Below are 16,202 nucleotides of genomic sequence, written 5' to 3'. Positions count from 1 at the left end.
GGCGGCGCGGAAACGGGGCGACGCGGTACGCGTGACGGCGTCGGTCTGACGGCGATCTCGCGCGCAACGACAAGGGCTTTATTCGACGACGACCGACCGGACGGATATGCTCGGCCACGGCGTGCCGGCGGTGTTGAGCGTGATCCCCGACACGTTCACGTTCGCGTGGGTCGTCGCGATCCTCTTCGCGACCTCGTGGGCGCTCGACAGCCGCGGACTCGCCGCGGGGCGCGTCCTCGCGGCCGCGACGTGGGCGCTGTTCGGGCTCTTCTGGCTGTCGACGGTGCCGTACTTCGCGTTCGAGCACCAGAGCTACGTCGAGTCGATCCTCGCCCTGGTCGGCTTCCCCGCCAGCGTGTACGCGGGGTACCTCCTCTACGACGGGCGGGCATCGCTTTTCACCCTCACCCGGGCCATCGCGATCATGTTGTTCATCTACCTGCCGTTCGAGACCATTCCGGCGTTCACCGTCGCCGGGGTCGCGGTCCCGGAGCCCCGTCGGGTCCTCATCGAGGTCGTGGCGTCACAGACCGGCGCGCTCATCGACCTCCTCGGCTACGCGCCGGAGGCGGTGGCGAGCAACGAGGGGTACGACGCGGCGTACTCGTGGACGCTCGACGACGGCCACACGGTCGTCATCCACATCGTGCTGGCGTGTACGGGGCTCGGGAGCATGGCCATCTTCGGCGGGCTCGTGGCCGCCGTCGAGGCGCCGCTCACGAGGAAGCTCCGCGCGCTCGCGGTGTCTATCCCGCTCATCTACGGGCTGAACATCCTCCGGACGACGTTCATCTCGGTCGTGTCCGGCAACCAGTACATGCACTGGTACCCGGACCTCGTGATGACGATGTTCGGCGCGACCGACCCGTACCGGGTCTCCTTCCTCATCTCCGACCGGATCATGAGCCAGCTGTTGGCGGTCGTGGCGCTCATCGCGATCACCTTCCTCGCGGTGCGCGAGCTGCCCGAGCTGGCGGTCATCCTAGAGGACGTGCTCTACCTCATCACCGGCGAGGAACACGACCTGACGGAGGCGCTCGACCTCCCGCGAGAGCCGACGAACCGGTAGCCCGGCGGCCTCTCGACGGTTCCGGCGGGGCGGTCGGGTCCCGGAGAACTGCCGGGGATAAATAGAACTATATAGCAAGCTATAGACGTTGGCGACGGGTACGGGCGAGCATGACTGCGGCGACGCGCGGCGGATCCCCCGGTCCGCGTCGAGGGACGCGGTCGCCACGGGGTGAGCGGCGGTGATCGGCGGCGTCGACCCGTTCGTCTACCTGGAGACGAACGTCGCGAAGCTGGTGTTGGCGACCGCGCTCGGCATGTTCCTCGGGTTGGAGCGGGAGTGGTCACAGAAGTCGGCGGGGATCCGGACGTTCGCGCTGATCAGCCTCGCGGCGGCGGTGTTCTCGCTCGTCGGCGAACCGGGGCTCCTCGCCGTCGGCGGGGTGCTGGTGGTTGCCAGCGCGGTGCTGCTGGCGGTGCGAAGCTTCGTCGAGGCCGACGTCGACGGGCTCTCGCTGACCACGTCGGCGTCGATGCTCGTCGCGTACGGCGTCGGCGTCCTCGTCGCGGCGGGGCTGTTCATCGAGTCGGTGACGGTAGCGGTGCTGTCGTCGCTACTCCTGGTGTTGAAACGCGAACTCCACGCGTTCGCGTGGGGACTCTCCAGAGAGGAGGTGCGCAGCGCCGTGGAGTTCACCATCCTCGCGTTCGTCGTCTTCCCGCTCCTCCCCGCGGAGACGGTCGACCCGTGGGGGGCGGTCCAGCCGCGGCTGGTCTGGTCGCTGGTGGTCGCGGTCAGCGCCATCGGGTTCGTCAACTACGTCCTCGTCAAGCGGTACCAGGGCCGCGGCTACGCGGTGACGGGCTTCTTCGGCGGGCTCGTCAACTCGACGGCGGTCGTCGCCGAGATGGCCGAGCGGGCTAAGGGGCGCGCGGCCATCGGCGACGTCGCGGTGGGCTCCATCCTCCTCGCGAACGCGGCGATGGCGTTCCGGAACGCCGCCGTAGTGGCAGTCTTCGTCCCCGAGGCGGCGCTCGTCGTCGGCGTCCCGCTCGGCGCGATCACCGTCGCGGGGGTCGGCGTCGCCGTGCGGCGGAGCGACTGGCGGACGACGATTGAGGCCGAGCTGGCCTCGCCGTTCAGCCTCGGGAACGCGCTCACGTTCGGCGCGCTCTTCCTGATCGTGCTGCTCGTCTCCGCTGTCGCCGAGGAGTCGTTCGGCGCGAGCGGCTTCATCGTCACCTCCTTCCTCGCCGGCCTGGTGTCGTCGGGGACCTCGACGGCCACGGCGGTCTCGCTGCTCGGGACCGGACAGATCGGGGTCGAGACCGCGGTCGCGGGCGTGATCGCCGGCACCGCCGCCAGCGTCCTCATCAAGACCGTCTTCGCGGCGAGCATCGCTCGGGAACTCGTCCGTCCGGTGTTCTTCTGGAACCTCCTGCTGATCGCCGTGGGGGTACTCGCCGGAATCCCGGTGTTGCTGTTTTAAAACGCCTCGGCGGACCCGCTCCGGCGCGGGTCGGGGCGCGCCTCACGAGAGGTGTTCGGCGATGTCCGTCGACGAGACCATGCCGACGTAGTCGTCGTCGACGACCGGGAGGTGTTTGACGCCGTACATCGTCATCATCGCGGCCACCTCCTGCATCATGAGGTCGGGCGTCACCGTCTCGACGTCCTCGGTCATCACGTCGCGGACCGTCGTCGCCTCGGGGTCGCGCCCGTCGGCGACCGCCCCGACGACGTCGCTCTGCGTGACGATACAACCGCCGCCGGTGGTCACGACGAGGGCGCTGATGCCGCCGTCGCGCATCCGCTGAGCCGCCTCTCGAATCGGAACGTTCGCTCCGATCGTCTCCAGGGGCGTCGACATCACGTCCGCGACGCGGGTTCTGTCGTCGAGATCCATGCCACGACGTGTGATACCGCGTGTCATTACTCTTCCGGAACCCACAACGCGGGGCGGGCGCGACCCCGTTCGGGACGGCAGAAGAGCGGCGGAACGCGACGCTCGGAGGGGGCCGTCAGCGCGCCTTCGAGAGGTGTGCCGTGAGGTCCGTCGTCGACACCATCCCTATCGGTCTGCCGTCCCCGTCGGTCACCGGGAGGTGGGTGTATCCGTGCGCGGTCGGCGCCGCCAGCTCCGCGACGGTGTCCTCGCGGCCCACCGTGACGACGTCGGTCGTCATGAACGCTTCGACCGGCGTCCGGTCTTTCGGGTCGTTGTCGCGGACGAGCCCCACGAAGTCCGTCGCGGTGATCAGCCCGGCCAGCCGTCCGTCGGGCTCCACGACGAGGATCGAACTGACGCCGGTGTCGCGCATCCGCTTCGCCGCGTCGGCCGCTGGGGCGCCGCGTTCGATCGTGGTGAGGTCGGTCGACATGAGCCGATCGACGAGTACGTCGTTCATGTCTCGTGGTAACGCTGGGCACGGTTATCAATTATCCGGTCGGAGGGCCTGTTCGCGTCGAGCGACACGGGTTCGGGCCCGGCGAGGGACGGAGACGTCCCGGACCGCCCGACGGCTCACTCCTCGACGAGGGCGTCCGGAGCGTCCGCGAGGCCGACCAGCGCGTCCGCTTCGACGTGGTGGAGGTCGCCCGGGATCACGAGCAGGTGGAGCGGGTCGCCGAACTGGCGGTCGGCGAGCGCGCTCAGGCGGTCGGCGGCGACGACCGCGTCTGGCGACCCGGCGCGGGCGACGGCGACAGCGAGCTCGTCGGCCCACCCCTCGGCGAGCAGTTCCGCGGCCGCGTCGGCCGTCATGTACTCCTCGTGGTCCGGGTCGGGGCCGCTCGGGCCGGTCCCGACCTTGATGTCGAGGTAGACGACGGTGTGGAGCCCGCGCTCGCGGTTCGCCTCGACGGTCTCGACCACGCTCGCGGGCACGTCGTCGCCGCCGTGCGCGTACGGGAACGGCAGCGTCGTCGCCTTCCCGAACCGGTAGTTCTGGAGCCCCGTCAGGCTCGACGCCGCGGACTGGGCGGTGACGCCGTGGACCACCCGCGTGTCGATGCCGCGCTCCTCGGCGCGGAGCCGGAGGTCGGTGTGGGTGGTCGAGATCATCGTGTCGCCGGCCGTGAGGAAGGCGGCGTCGCCGTCCGCGGCCGCCTCCAGGATCGGCTCCGGATCCCGTTCCACGCCGGCGCGGTCGCGGACGGCGATGTCGACGTCGTGGTACGCCTCCAGGTCGGCGACGTCGGCGCCGATCAGCCGACTGGTGTAGAACTCCGCGAAGACCCGGTCAGCCGCCCGCAGCGCCTCGCGCCCCTCGACGGTGACGGAGCGCTCGTCGTAGAGGCCGAGCCCGATGAAGGTGAGCATGGGTGCGTTCGGCGCGCGGCGGCCTAAAAAGACGCGGAAGGGTCGGCAGCGACGAAACCGAGGGCGGGCGCTCGGATCGGCCCGGCGGACGGGCGACGAGCGCCCGAGCGCCCCTTATAGACCTTCATGATAGTCCCTTGGGATTCCATAGCAAGCCCTAAGAGGGAACCAGCACAACGTTCCGCTACGAGGCCCAATCGGGCTCACATACCACTATGACTGACGACGAACTCATCTGGCGGATATCGGGGGGATCCGGTGACGGGATCGCTTCCACCAGCCAGAACTTCGCGAAGGCCTTGATGCGATCGGGGCTCAACGTCTTCACGCATCGGCACTACCCGTCGCGGATCCGCGGCGGCCACACCTATACCGAGGTCCGCGCGTCGGCGGACCCCGTCGAATCCCGGGGCGACGGCTACAACTTCCTGCTGGCACTCGGCGACTCCTTCGCCCGTAACCCGCAGGAGGAGGCCGTCTACGGCAACGAGGAGATCAAGCCGCTCTCGGAGAACCTAGACGAACTCCGCGAGGGTGGGGTCATCGTCTACGACGAGGGACTCCTCGACGCCTCCGAGATCCCGAACTTCGAGGAGCGCGCCGAGGAGAACGACTGGCACGTGTACCCGCTCGACCTCCGCGGGCTCGCCCGCGACATGGGTCGCGAGGTCATGCGCAACACCGCCGGCGTCGGCGCGACCTGCGCGCTGACCGGCATGGAACTCGACCACGTCGAGGACCTGATGCGCGACGCGATGCCGGAGAAGATCCTCGAACCGAACCTGGAGATCCTCGAGACCGCGTACGACCAGGTCCGCGAGGAGTACGACGTGGACGCCCCGGACGTGTCGGTGCCGACGGGCGAACACGACGAGACCCAGCTGCTCATGTCCGGGTCGGACGCCATCTCCTACGGCGCCATCGACGAGGGCTGCCGGTTCATCGCCGGCTACCCGATGACGCCGTGGACCGAGGTGTTCACCATCATGACGCAGAACCTGCCGAAGCTCGGCGGGATCTCCGAGCAGGTGGAAGACGAGATCGCCGCGGCCGCGCTCGCGGTCGGGGCCTCGCACGCCGGCGTCAAGGCGATGTCCGGCTCCTCCGGCGGCGGGTTCGCGCTGATGTCCGAGCCGCTCGGGCTAGCGGAGATGACGGAGACGCCCGTCGTCCTCGTCGAGGCCATGCGCGCCGGCCCCTCGACCGGGATGCCGACGAAGCCGGAGCAGTCCGACCTCGAACACGTCCTCTACACCTCGCAGGGCGACTCCCAGCGCGTCGTCCTGGCCCCAGGGACCGTCGAGGAGGCGTACGAGCAGTCGCGCATCGCCTTCCGGCTCGCCTACGAGTACCAGATCCCGACGATCCTGCTGTACGACCAGAAGCTCGGCGGCGAGCTGACGAACGTCCCCAAGAGCCACTTCGACCGCGATCCGAACCCGGACCTCGGGAAGACGCTCTCGGAGGACGCGCTCGCGGACGAGCCGCACTCCGGCGACGGGAAGTTCCACCGCTTCCAGCACGACGTCGACGACGGCGTCTCGCCGCGGTCGGTGCCCGGGCAGAAGGGCGGTCGCTTCCTCGCGACCGGCAACGAGCACGACCCGACCGGCCACATCAGCGAGTCCCCGGACAACCGGGTCGCGCAGATCGACCGGCGGACCCAGAAGCTGGAGGCGATCCGCGCCGACCTCGACGGGGAGGACACCGGCTCGTACGCCGGGCCCGAGGACGCCGAGTACGGCATCCTCACGTTCGGCAGCCAGCAGGGCACCGTCGAGGAGGCCGTCGGTCGGCTCAACGAGGCCGGCCACTCGGTGAAGTCGTACGGGGTCTCCGACATGCTCCCGTTCCCGACCGAGCAGGTCGAGGCGTTCGTCGAGAGCGTCGACGAGGTCCTCGTCGTCGAGATGACGGCGTCCGGACAGTTCCGCGGGCTCGTCCAGAAGAACCTCGGCCGCTACGGCGAGAAGCTGTCGAGCCTGTTGAAGTACAACGGGAACCCGTTCGAGCCGGCGGAGGTCGTCGACGGGTTCGAGGCCGCGATCGTCGAGGGCGACGGCGACGCGTCCGGCCACCAGACCACGTTCGTCCCAGCCGCAGGTGACTAACCAATGAGCACGTTTTCAGCGATCGGAGAGGAGCGGGAGATCGACCGCGACGAGTACACCCCCGGCGTGGAGCCGCAGCCGACGTGGTGTCCGGGCTGCGGTGACTTCAGCGTCCTGAAGGCGCTCAAGCAGGCGCTGCCGGAGGTCGGGCGCACGCCCGAGGAGACCCTGCTGTGTACCGGGATCGGCTGTTCGGGCAAGCTGAACAGCTACCTCGACACGTACGGGTTCCACACGATCCACGGGCGCTCGCTGCCCGTGGCCCGCGCCGCGAAGCTCGCGAACCCCGACCTCGAAGTGATCGCCGCCGGCGGCGACGGCGACGGCTACGGGATCGGCGGGAACCACTTCGTCCACACGGCCCGGGAGAACCACGACATGACGTACATCGTGTTCAACAACGAGATCTTCGGGCTCACGAAGGGGCAGACCTCCCCGACCAGCCCGAAGGGCCACAAGTCGAAGACGCAGCCCCACGGGAGCGCCAAGGAACCGATCAAGCCGCTCTCGATGTCGCTCAACGCCGGCGCCTCCTACGTCGCCCGGACGGCCGCGGTCAACCCGAACCAGGCGAAGGAGATCCTCATCGAGGCGATCGAACACGACGGGTTCGCGCACGTCGACTTCCTCACCCAGTGTCCGACCTGGAACAAGGACGCGCGCCAGTACGTCCCGTACATCGACGTCAACGACTCCGACGACTACGAGTTCGACAAGACGGACCGCGTCGAGGCCCAGGAGATGATGCGCACGACCGAGGAGGCCCTCTACGACGGCGAGGTCCTCACCGGCCGCTTCTACGTCGACGAGGACCGTCCGTCCTACGGCCAGGAGAAGCGCGAAATCGGCGAGATGCCCGAGGAGCCGCTCGCCGAGCGCTACTGGGACGACGACTACGAGTGGGAGCGCTCCCACGACATGTTCCTCGACAAACACGCCTGAGCGGGGCCGTCGGTCGTTGACGGCGCGGTGAATCCGTTTTTTGATTCGCAAGGTATTTTTTCATTGGTGACAAACGGAGTGGTATGAGTACGGTATCGACGGAAGAGCGAATCCTCTCCGTGTTAGAGGAGGACGCGCAGGCGTCCTGCGGAGAGATCGCCGAACGGGCCGACGTCTCGAAGCCGACGGTGCGGAAGTACATCGACCGCCTCGAAGAGCGGGGCGTGATCGTCGGCTACTCCGCGGAGGTCGACCCGAAGAAGCTCTCGTCGCAGTCGATCGCCATGGTCGGGATGGACGTCGACTCCGGACAGTACGTGGAGGCGACGCGCGAACTGAAGTCGCTCGACGAGGTCCAGGCGCTGTACACCTCCTCGGGCGACCACATGCTGATGGCCGAGGTCCGCGCCGGCGACGGCGACGAGCTCGGCGAGGTCATCTCCGAGAAGCTGCTCGGCGTCGAGGGCGTCACCGCGGCCCACCCCTCCTTCCTGCAGGAGCGACTGAAGTAGGCCGGCGGCCTCAGACGAGCGTCCGCGGGGCCGCGACCACCACGTCCTCGTCGCCGACGGGGCTCCGGCGGGTCCCGCGCGCCTCGAAGCCGTGTGCGACGAAGAACTCCGTCGCGCTCGGTCTGTCCGCCGGCACCGTCGCCCGGAGCGTCTCGACGCCGCGGTCGGCGAGCGCGCCGCCGACGCGCGACAGCAGCTCCCCGGCGATCCCCTCCCCCGCGCGGTTCGGGTGGACCCACAGCGCCAGTAGCTCCGCTTCGGCGCCGTCCGGGTCCGGGTGCGCGATGGCGAGGCCGACGGGGCCCTCCTCATCGTGTTCCATCAGGAACGACCACTCGGCCTCGGCGGCGGCCTCGCGGACGCCGGCGGCGGAGACGTCGAGCAGCGGTGCGCCGATGTCGTCGAACACCGTCTCCTCCCGGGCCCGCGAGACCGCGGTGCGAAGGGCCTCGGCGTCGTCGGCCCGAGCCGCCCGAACATCCATGTTCAACCGTGAGTAAAGAACGCACCTATAGGTTTCGGGGTGCGAATTGTTCCCACAGTAATTCGCGTCGCGGAGGCGACGCCCCGGCGGTGCCGTTGTCGTCGGTTCGAGCCAGCGAGCGCGGGCGCCGAGGGCTTCGAAACCGAGCACTCGGACGCTCGAAGCGGCGTCTTCGGTCGGGGAGGCCTACGCGACCGGGTCGACGCCGATGGTGAGCGTGACGTCCTCGACCTCCCACTCCTCGACGAGGCCGTCCTCGGCGTCCGCCGCGTCGGTCGGGTCGTCGAACCAAGCGTCGGCGCGCACTTCGCCGGCGATGAGGTCGGCGTGGTCGTCCACGAAGCCGGCCACGCGGTCGTCGTCGACGCCGACGCCGACGCGGATCCGCGCCTCCACGTCCAGGTCGAGCTCCTTGCGCATCTCCTGGATCCGGCGGATCACGTCGCGGGCGTACCCCTCGGACTCGATGTCGGGGGTCAGCGAGGTGTCGACGTAGACGGTGCCGCCCTCGAAGTCGGCGCCGGAGACGTGCTCCGGGGGCTCAGCGACGTACTCAACCATCTCGTCGTCGAGGTCGACGGGCTGGCCGTCGACGGTCACCTCGCCGCTCTCGACCGCCGCGCGGTCGGCGCCCTGGACCGCCTCCATCACCTTCTGGGCGTCGCCGCCGAACGCGGGTCCGATGGCCGCCATCTGCGGCTCCGCGGTCTCGACGAGCTCGTCGAAGGCGTCCGTGACGAGCACCTCGCGGGCGTTGACGCGGTCGGCGATCAGCGCTTCGAGCCGGTCGACCGCGGCCGCGACGGTCTCGTCGGCCGTCTCGACGACGACGCGCGGGACGGGCCAGCGGAGCTTCCGGCCGGCCTGCTGGCGCGCGTTCGCTGCCGCCTCCTCCACGTCGCGGAAGACCGCCACGTCGCGTTCGAGGTCCGGGTCGCGCAGGTCGGCGTCCGGCTCGGGATACGACAGCGCGTGGACGGTCGTCGCCGCGCCGTCGAGCCGCTGGTACATCCGCTCGGTCAGGTACGGCGCGATCGGCGCGAGCAGGCGGATCACCTCGTCGAGGACGGTCGCGAGCGTGGCGTAGGCGCCGCGCTTCGAGGCGGAGTCGGCCTCCTCCCACATGCGGTCGCGGACCGCCTTCACGTAGAACCGCGACACGTCCTGCGTGACGAACTCGATGACGGCGTTGACCGCGTCGCTGATCTGGTAGTCGTCCCAGGCCTCGGCGACCTCGGCCTCCACGGACTGGAGCCGCGAGAGCACCCACTCGTCGACGAGCTCGAGCTCGCCGTCGGAGAGGTCCGCGTCGGCGGGGTCGTAGCCGTCGAGCTCCATGTACTCCAGCGGGAACCGGAACACGTTCCAGAGGATGTTGAGCTTGCCCTGAATCTCGCCGAGCCCGTCCCACTCGAACGCGAGGTCGACCCCCTGCTGGTCGTGGCTGAGCAGGTAGGTCCGGAGCGGGTCGCGTCCGGCCCGGTCGATCGCCTCCTCCGGCGTGACGATGTTGCCGACCGACTTCGACATCTTCCGGCCGTCCTCGTCGTTGGCGAAGCCGTGCATCAGCACCTCGTCGTACGGGATCTCGCCGACCGCGGCGGTGCCCATGCCGAGCTGCGACCAGAACCAGCCGCGGGTCTGGTCGTGCGCCTCGATGATGAGGTCGGCGGGCCACAGCTCGTCGTGCGCGGCCTCGTCGCTCGGGTAGCCCAGCGTCCCCCACGAAGCGACGGAGGAGTCGAGCCACACGTCGAACACGTCCTCGACGCGGCGGTACGTCGTCCCGTCCTCGACGATAGTGAGGTCGTCGACGGAGGGGCGGTGGAGGTCGATCGACTCGGGGTCGATGTCCTCCTCGACGCGCTCGGCGAGCTCCTCGCGGGTGCCGATCACGATCATGTCCTCGTCGAGGTCGCCGGCGTCGGCGTCCTCCGGCACCCAGATGGGGATCGGGATCCCCCAGTAGCGCTGGCGGGAGACGTTCCAGTCGGGCGCGTCCTCGATGAAGTCGCGGAACCGGTTGTCGCGGGCCCAGTCGGGGTGCCACTCCGAGTCCTCCATGTTGTCGAGGAGGTCGTCTTTGACGTCCGTGATCGAGATGAACCACTGGTCGGTGACCAGCTGAACGATCCCGGTGTCACACCGCCAGCAGTGGCCGTAGCTGTGGTCGACGGTGCCGTGCGCGAGCATATGTCCGTCGGCGACGAGGTCGTCGACGATGTCGTCGTTGGCGTCGCGCACGAACTGGCCGGCGTACTCGCCGGCCGCCTCGGTGAACTCGCCGTTCGGCTTCACGGGGCAGTGGATGTCGAGCCCGAGCTCCGTGCCGCGCTGGAAGTCCTCCTCCCCGTGGCCGGGCGCGGAGTGGACCAGTCCGGTCCGGTCGGCCTCCACGTAGTCGGCGGCGTACACCCGACCGGCGCCCTCGAAGTCGGGGTACTCGGCGACGCGGTCGGCGAGCGGGTGGTCGTACGCCCAGCCGACGAGCTCGTCGCCCGTCAGCTCGGCCTCGATCTCGTAGTCCTCGTAGCGCCCCTCGCCGAGCACGTCCTCGACGCAGTCGGCGGCGACGTAGATGAGCTCGCTCTCGCCGCCCTTCTCCGCGCGGACGGCGTTGTAGGTGAGATCCTCGTCGACGGCGACGAAGGTGTTCGCGGGGATGGTCCACGGCGTCGTCGTCCAGATGACGAGGCTCCCCTCGCGGTCGGCGAGCGGGAACTTCACGTAGACGGAGGGGTCCTCGACGTCCTCGTACTCCACCTCGTTGTTTGCGAGGCCGGTCTCGCAGCGCGGGCACTGCGAGATGGACCGCTTCCCCTGCTCGACGAGGCCGTTGTCGGCGACCTCGGAGAACGCCCACCAGGCGGCCTCCATGTACTCCGGCGAGATGGTCTCGTACGGGTCGTCCCAGTCCATCCACGCGCCGATGGATTTGAAGTCCTCGTCCATCGCCGCCCGGTTCTCCAGGGCGAACTCCTTACACTTCTCGATGAACGCCTCCATCCCGTACTCCTCGATGTCCCGCTTGTTCTCGAAGCCGAGCTCCTCCTCGACTTTGACCTCGATCGGGAGCCCGTGCATGTCGTAGCCGGGGCGGTCGGTGACGCGGTGGCCGGTCATCCGCTTGTACCGGATGACGGCGTCCTTCAGCGTCTTGTTCCAGGCCGTCCCGAGGTGCATCTGCCCGGAGGTGTACGGCGGGCCGTCCACGAAGAAGAACGGCGGGTCGTCGGCGTGCGCCTCCTTCGCCGCCTCGTAGGCGTCGTGGTCGTCCCAGTACTCGTCGACCGCGGACTCGACGTCCGCGGGCGCGTACTGGTCGTCGATCTGCTCCATACGCGTTGGTCTGCGCGCGCGTATTTGAATACGGCGGAGTCGTGGGAACGGTTCAGCGGCGGCGAGGCGGGACAAGACACTTCTCCCGGGAGGCGGACGCAGCGAACATGGAGACGCCGCGACTCGTCCGCGAGGACCTCGGGTACGCGCTCCTCGGCGGCCCGGCACTGGCCGCCGCCGCGTACTTGGCCGGCGCGTGGCTCGCCGGCACCGGCGCCGGCGTCGCCGCCGCAGTCGCGGCGTACGCCCTCGGCTGGGCGCTCGCGGCGCGGGGGTCCGGGTCGGCGTCGGAGCGGTCGGCGTCCGAGCGATCGACCGCGAACGCGGACGACGGCTCGGACCGGCGCGAGCGGGAGGCCGAGGCGGGGAAGAGCGGCTACGGCGGCGGTGGCGGCGGCGGGTAGCGGAGGCGGTTTTCCGGCCCCACTGACCGTCAGATCGGCCGGGAATGCGGGATTCAGGCCCGCTTACGGCAAGTAATCGGGTCATACCTATACTGACCGACCGCGTACGCCGCGTATGAACGTCGCACGTTCGACGCTGGTCACCGCGGCAGTACTGTTCGTCGCGGTGACCGCGACCGGCGGCGCGTTCGCCGTCGACCCGGTGACGCTCACCGTCTCCGTGACCGATCGGGACGGCGACGCCGTCGCCGGTGCGACGGTCGAGGCGACGTGGGAGACCGACGCCGGTGAGACGGGGACCGCGTCCGGGACGACGGCGAGCAACGGGAACGTCCTCCTCGACGTCCCGGAGGGCGCCGGCGTCGAGTTGGACGTCGACGACGACGCTTACGTCCGGAACCGTCCGCTCCGGGTCGAGAACGCCAGCGAGACGACCGTGGACCTCGGGGTCTCACGGAGCGGCACCGCGACCGTGACCGTCGTCGACGGGGAGAACCGGTCGCAGCCGGACGCGACCGTCCGGGTCCGCGAAGGCGGGCGGACGATCGACCGGGGCGAGACCGAGGCGGACGGGCGGTACGAGACGGCGCGCCTCGAACGCGGCGACTACGAGGTCGTCGTCGTGAAGCCCGGGTACCTAGAGGCGTCCGTCCCCGTGACCGTGGGGGACGGCGGCGAGGCCCGGGTCGCCGTCGAGCGAGGCGCCACGACGCTCGACGTGCGGGTCTTCGACGACCACTTCGACCCGCCGGTCCCGATCGAGACGGGGGCGGTGCGGGCCTCCTCCTCGGTGTTCGACGGGCGGGTGAGCGTGACCGACGGGACCGCATCGCTCACCGTACCGGTGAACGCCGTCTACACGGTCGCGGTCGTCAAGAACGGATACGACGCCACGTCCGAGCGGGTCAGGGTGGAGGAGTCGGCGGTGAGCGTGAACGCCACCGCGCAGCGCAGCGCCGCACTCGTCGCCGAGCCCGCGAACGACCGCGTCCTCGTCGGGGAGACGACGCGCGTGACCGTGCGGAACGCCTACGACGAGCCGGTCGGTGGTGCGACCGTCGAACTCGACGGCGAGGCCGTCGGGGAGACCGACGACCGCGGCGAGTTCGAAGTGACGATCCGGACCGCCGGTGACCGGACGCTCGTCGCGCGGGACGGCGACACCGTCTCCGAACCGGTGACGGTCGTGGGCGTCGACGAGTCGGCGACGGACCGCGACGACGGGAGCGCCGACGACGCGGACGGCGACGCGTCCGACGGCGACTCGTCGAGCGGCGACGGGACCACCGACGACGAGAACCCCGGATTCGGCGTCGTCGCGGCCGCGGTCGCTCTCCTCGCGCTGTCCGTCGCGGGCCGGACCCGCGGCCGGTGAGGGCGTCGCGGCGGCCGTCGGGAGCGACCGGCTGACGAGCGCCCGCCGGCCCGCCGGGGTTCCTCAGCGGGAGTCCGGGGCCCCGTCCGCGAAGTAGTCCGCGAGCCGCTCGGCCGCCTCGGTCGCGCGCGGCGTCACCAGCGCGAACCGGATCCACTCGTCGCGGGCGGTGCCGAACGCCTCGCCCGGCATGCCGGCGACGCCCGCCTCGTCGACCAGGCGCTTGACGTTCGCCATCGTGCCGGGGAACCCCTCGAAGCGCGCGAGGACGTAGAAGGCACCCTCCGGGCGGCTGTACTCGGCGCCGGCCGCGTCGAGGGCGTCGGTGAAGGCCGCGACACGGTCGGCGAGCAGCTCGCGCGACTCGGCGTAGTAGTCGTCCGGGGTCTCGGCGAGCGCGTGGTAGACCGCGTACTGGGAGGGACGGGCCCCGGTGACGTTCACGAGCATGTGACGGGTCTTCGCGTCGCCGACGTGCGCCTCGGGGAACACGCCGTAGCCGACCCGGAGCCCCGTGATCGCCATCGACTTCGAGAAGCCGCTGGTGACGATCACGCGCTCGGAGTCGAGGGTTAGGGCCGACTCGAAGGAGCCGGCGAGGTCGAACTGACCGTACACCTCGTCGGCGACGACCACGGCGTCGACCGCCTCGGCGACCGCGACGACCTCGCGGACCGCGTCGAGGTCGTAGACGGCGCCGGTCGGGTTGTTCGGGGTGTTCAAGACGATCAGCGCGGTGTCCTCGCTCGCGGCTTCGCGGACCGCGTCGACGTCGAGGCGCCCGTCGCGGGCGGTGGGCACGAGCGTCGGCTCGCCGCCGAGCAGGTGGGTCTTCCCCGGGTAGTACGGGTACACCGGGTCCATCAGGAGCGCCTCGTCGCCGGCGCCGCGGTCGAGCGCGCGCGCCATCGCGAGGTAGTTCGCCTCGCCGGTGCCGTTGGTGACGACCACGCGCTCGGGGTCCACGTCGCGGCGCTCGGCGATCGCCTCGCGGAGCTCGCGGAGCCCGTCGCTCGGCGGGTACTGGAAGTCGGCGGGCGGCAGGTCGGCGTACTCGCGGAGCGCCTCCCGGAGCGCGGCGGGCGGCTCCCAGTCGGGGTTACCGCTCACCATGTCGATGACGTCGCCGTCGGCGCCCGCGGCGTACCGCATCACGTGGAAGAACTTCGGCTCCTCGTACTCCATACGGTCGGGTCGGACGCGGTCGCCGTGGCTCTTTCGACCCGAACGCCGGGGCCGCCGACGGGGGAGGCGCGGCGTCCCACCGAGTCACCGCGATCCGGTGGTTTGACCTGCCGACCCGCACACGGGGAGACATGAACAAACGTGGCCACGTGCTCAACGGCCTGCTGCTCGCCCTCGGGCTCGGCTTCATCCTCGAACCGGGGCTCGACGCGGCGACCGCGACGACCGTCGCCGAGATCACCGTTCCCGTCGTGTTGGGGGCGCTGTTCCCCGACGTCGACACCGCCTTCGGGCGCCACCGGAAGACGCTCCACAGCCTCCCCGTGCTGGCGGTGTTCCTCGCGTACCCGATCTTCTTCGGGAACCTCCAGTACGTCTGGATCGGCGTGTTGACTCACTACGTCCTCGACGTGGTCGGGAGCCGCCGGGGTATCGCGCTGTTCCACCCCCTCTCGGACCGGGAGTTCGGATTCCCGAGCGGCGTGACGACGAGCAGCAAGTACGCCGACCTCGTCACGGTGGTCATCACCGCGATCGAGCTGGCGGGCTTCTGGGCGATCCACACCTACGTCGTCAGCCTCGATCTGGACCTGTCCGCCGCGTCGGAGGCCGCGGCCGGATTCGGACTGTGAGCGCGACGCGCTACTCGTAGACGCTCACGTCGTCGAACCGCCCCTCGTAGGCGACGTTCGACGGCAGGGTAGGCTCGTTTCCGGAGAGGAACATCCGGTCGAGCTTCGCCCACGTGTTCTCGTAGCCGAGGTGTGCGAACTCGACGAGCCCCCGGAGCCGGTGGCCGACGCCGCCGCGGTGGATCACCGTCCGCGGGCGGCGCTCGCGGAACGCCTCGGCGACCGCCGCGGCGTCGTCGAGGTCGCCCCCGAAGGCGGTCCACGCCTCGCCGACCGTGCCGGGGAGGTGGGCGTACGACGAGCCGAAGCCGGCGCAGCCGGTCTCCGACGCGGTCCGGCGGGCGCGGGCGTTCTGGTGGGGGAGGAGCTTCGTGTTGTACGTCTCGACGGCGTCGATCCGGGCGGCGTGCGCGTCCACCTCGGGCCGCGTGAGCGAGATGGTGGCGAACCCGGGGTGCGGGACGAGGACGGCCGCGTCCTGGCGCTCGAACTCGGCCATGGCGCCCTCGAAGGTGATGTAGTCGGGGACCGGGTCGGAGAGCCCGAGCGCGAGGAGGTGCCGCCGGTTCCCCCAGTCGCCGGTGAACACCTCGCGGGCGGGGACGACGGTCAGCTCGTCGTCGCTGTAACGGGCCGCGCGCTCGCGGACCGTCGGGAGCCGCGTGAAGTGCGGCGCGTACACGAGCGCGTCGATCCCGCGGGCCTTCGCGCGGGCGACGACCTCGTCGTCGAGCACCTTGACGTGGGCGTCGACGCGCGTTTGCGATCGGGTCACGGTCGCACGGTCGTCGCGCCCGCGCAAAGGCGTATCGTTCGACGACGACGGTGCCGCGGCCGCGGGTCGGACCGCGCGGCGGCGGCCCGTCCCGGCGTCTCGCCGAGTTGGG

General features: G+C 70.3%; 15 protein-coding genes. 8 read left to right on the top strand and 7 right to left on the bottom strand.

The window, feature by feature from the left end; all coding sequences use genetic code 11:
- Positions 1-106: 106 nt before the first annotated feature.
- Both artA and EXE48_RS01760 read left to right on the top strand, forming a co-directional pair.
- Positions 107-1,069 carry an archaeosortase A gene (gene artA, locus EXE48_RS01765; RefSeq protein ID WP_053771519.1) on the top strand — a complete coding sequence of 321 codons (963 nt, stop codon included), beginning with the start codon at positions 107-109 and terminating at the stop codon, positions 1,067-1,069.
- Positions 1,070-1,250: 181 nt separating this feature from the next.
- A complete protein-coding gene (locus tag EXE48_RS01760) occupies positions 1,251-2,498 on the top strand; it encodes an MgtC/SapB family protein (RefSeq protein ID WP_053771520.1) in 1,248 nt (415 codons plus the stop codon).
- 42 nt (positions 2,499-2,540) lie between these two features.
- Here the strand turns inward: EXE48_RS01760 and EXE48_RS01755 are convergent, their stop codons facing one another.
- The 3 genes from EXE48_RS01755 to dph5 all read right to left on the bottom strand — a co-directional run bounded on the left by EXE48_RS01755 (position 2,541) and on the right by dph5 (position 4,331).
- The gene (locus tag EXE48_RS01755; protein WP_053771521.1) at positions 2,541-2,915 is read right to left on the bottom strand and encodes a CBS domain-containing protein; all 375 of its coding nucleotides are present in this window, start codon (positions 2,913-2,915) and stop codon (positions 2,541-2,543) included.
- Between the two features lie 115 nt (positions 2,916-3,030).
- Positions 3,031-3,417 carry a CBS domain-containing protein gene (locus EXE48_RS01750; RefSeq protein ID WP_053771522.1) on the bottom strand — a complete coding sequence of 129 codons (387 nt, stop codon included), beginning with the start codon at positions 3,415-3,417 and terminating at the stop codon, positions 3,031-3,033.
- A gap of 116 nt (positions 3,418-3,533) precedes the next feature.
- The gene (dph5, locus tag EXE48_RS01745) at positions 3,534-4,331 is read right to left on the bottom strand and encodes a diphthine synthase (protein ID WP_121599117.1); all 798 of its coding nucleotides are present in this window, start codon (positions 4,329-4,331) and stop codon (positions 3,534-3,536) included.
- A gap of 215 nt (positions 4,332-4,546) precedes the next feature.
- Between dph5 and EXE48_RS01740 the strand changes: the two genes are divergently transcribed.
- The 3 genes from EXE48_RS01740 to lrpA1 all read left to right on the top strand — a co-directional run bounded on the left by EXE48_RS01740 (position 4,547) and on the right by lrpA1 (position 7,896).
- Positions 4,547-6,442 carry a 2-oxoacid:acceptor oxidoreductase subunit alpha gene (locus tag EXE48_RS01740; RefSeq protein WP_053771524.1) on the top strand — a complete coding sequence of 632 codons (1,896 nt, stop codon included), beginning with the start codon at positions 4,547-4,549 and terminating at the stop codon, positions 6,440-6,442.
- A gap of 3 nt (positions 6,443-6,445) precedes the next feature.
- Positions 6,446-7,384 (top strand): thiamine pyrophosphate-dependent enzyme, encoded by a 939-nt coding sequence (locus EXE48_RS01735; RefSeq protein WP_121599118.1) that lies wholly within the window; start codon positions 6,446-6,448, stop codon positions 7,382-7,384.
- 83 nt (positions 7,385-7,467) lie between these two features.
- A complete protein-coding gene (lrpA1, locus tag EXE48_RS01730) occupies positions 7,468-7,896 on the top strand; it encodes an HTH-type transcriptional regulator LrpA1 (protein WP_053771526.1) in 429 nt (142 codons plus the stop codon).
- A 10-nt stretch (positions 7,897-7,906) separates the two neighbouring features.
- Here the strand turns inward: lrpA1 and EXE48_RS01725 are convergent, their stop codons facing one another.
- Both EXE48_RS01725 and ileS read right to left on the bottom strand, forming a co-directional pair.
- A complete protein-coding gene (locus EXE48_RS01725) occupies positions 7,907-8,380 on the bottom strand; it encodes a GNAT family N-acetyltransferase (RefSeq protein WP_053771527.1) in 474 nt (157 codons plus the stop codon).
- Between the two features lie 186 nt (positions 8,381-8,566).
- Positions 8,567-11,719, bottom strand: a complete 3,153-nt coding sequence (ileS, locus tag EXE48_RS01720) for an isoleucine--tRNA ligase (protein ID WP_137710639.1) — start codon at positions 11,717-11,719, stop codon at positions 8,567-8,569.
- A gap of 107 nt (positions 11,720-11,826) precedes the next feature.
- Between ileS and EXE48_RS01715 the strand changes: the two genes are divergently transcribed.
- Both EXE48_RS01715 and EXE48_RS01710 read left to right on the top strand, forming a co-directional pair.
- On the top strand, positions 11,827-12,123 hold the full coding sequence (locus tag EXE48_RS01715; protein ID WP_137704020.1) for a hypothetical protein: 297 nt from the start codon (positions 11,827-11,829) through the stop codon (positions 12,121-12,123).
- 115 nt (positions 12,124-12,238) lie between these two features.
- Positions 12,239-13,498, top strand: a complete 1,260-nt coding sequence (locus EXE48_RS01710) for a carboxypeptidase regulatory-like domain-containing protein (RefSeq protein ID WP_053771530.1) — start codon at positions 12,239-12,241, stop codon at positions 13,496-13,498.
- A 63-nt stretch (positions 13,499-13,561) separates the two neighbouring features.
- Here EXE48_RS01710 and EXE48_RS01705 read toward each other — a convergent pair whose 3' ends face one another.
- A complete protein-coding gene (locus EXE48_RS01705) occupies positions 13,562-14,683 on the bottom strand; it encodes a pyridoxal phosphate-dependent aminotransferase (RefSeq protein WP_137710638.1) in 1,122 nt (373 codons plus the stop codon).
- Between the two features lie 131 nt (positions 14,684-14,814).
- On the opposite strand from EXE48_RS01705, the gene EXE48_RS01700 reads away from it, so the two are divergent.
- Positions 14,815-15,315, top strand: coding sequence for a metal-dependent hydrolase (locus EXE48_RS01700; RefSeq protein WP_053771532.1), 501 nt, complete (start codon positions 14,815-14,817; stop codon positions 15,313-15,315).
- Positions 15,316-15,325: 10 nt separating this feature from the next.
- Here the strand turns inward: EXE48_RS01700 and EXE48_RS01695 are convergent, their stop codons facing one another.
- Complete coding sequence (locus tag EXE48_RS01695; RefSeq protein ID WP_053771533.1) at positions 15,326-16,117, bottom strand: PHP domain-containing protein; 792 nt, start codon at positions 16,115-16,117, stop codon at positions 15,326-15,328.
- Positions 16,118-16,202: the final 85 nt, after the last annotated feature.

Origin of the sequence: Halorubrum sp. ASP1 (assembly GCF_005435135.1) — an archaeon.
Taxonomy (GTDB): Archaea; Halobacteriota; Halobacteria; order Halobacteriales; family Haloferacaceae; genus Halorubrum; species Halorubrum tropicale.
The sequence above is the reverse complement of the archived record's forward strand: the minus strand, read 5'-3'. Positions and strand labels throughout refer to the sequence as shown.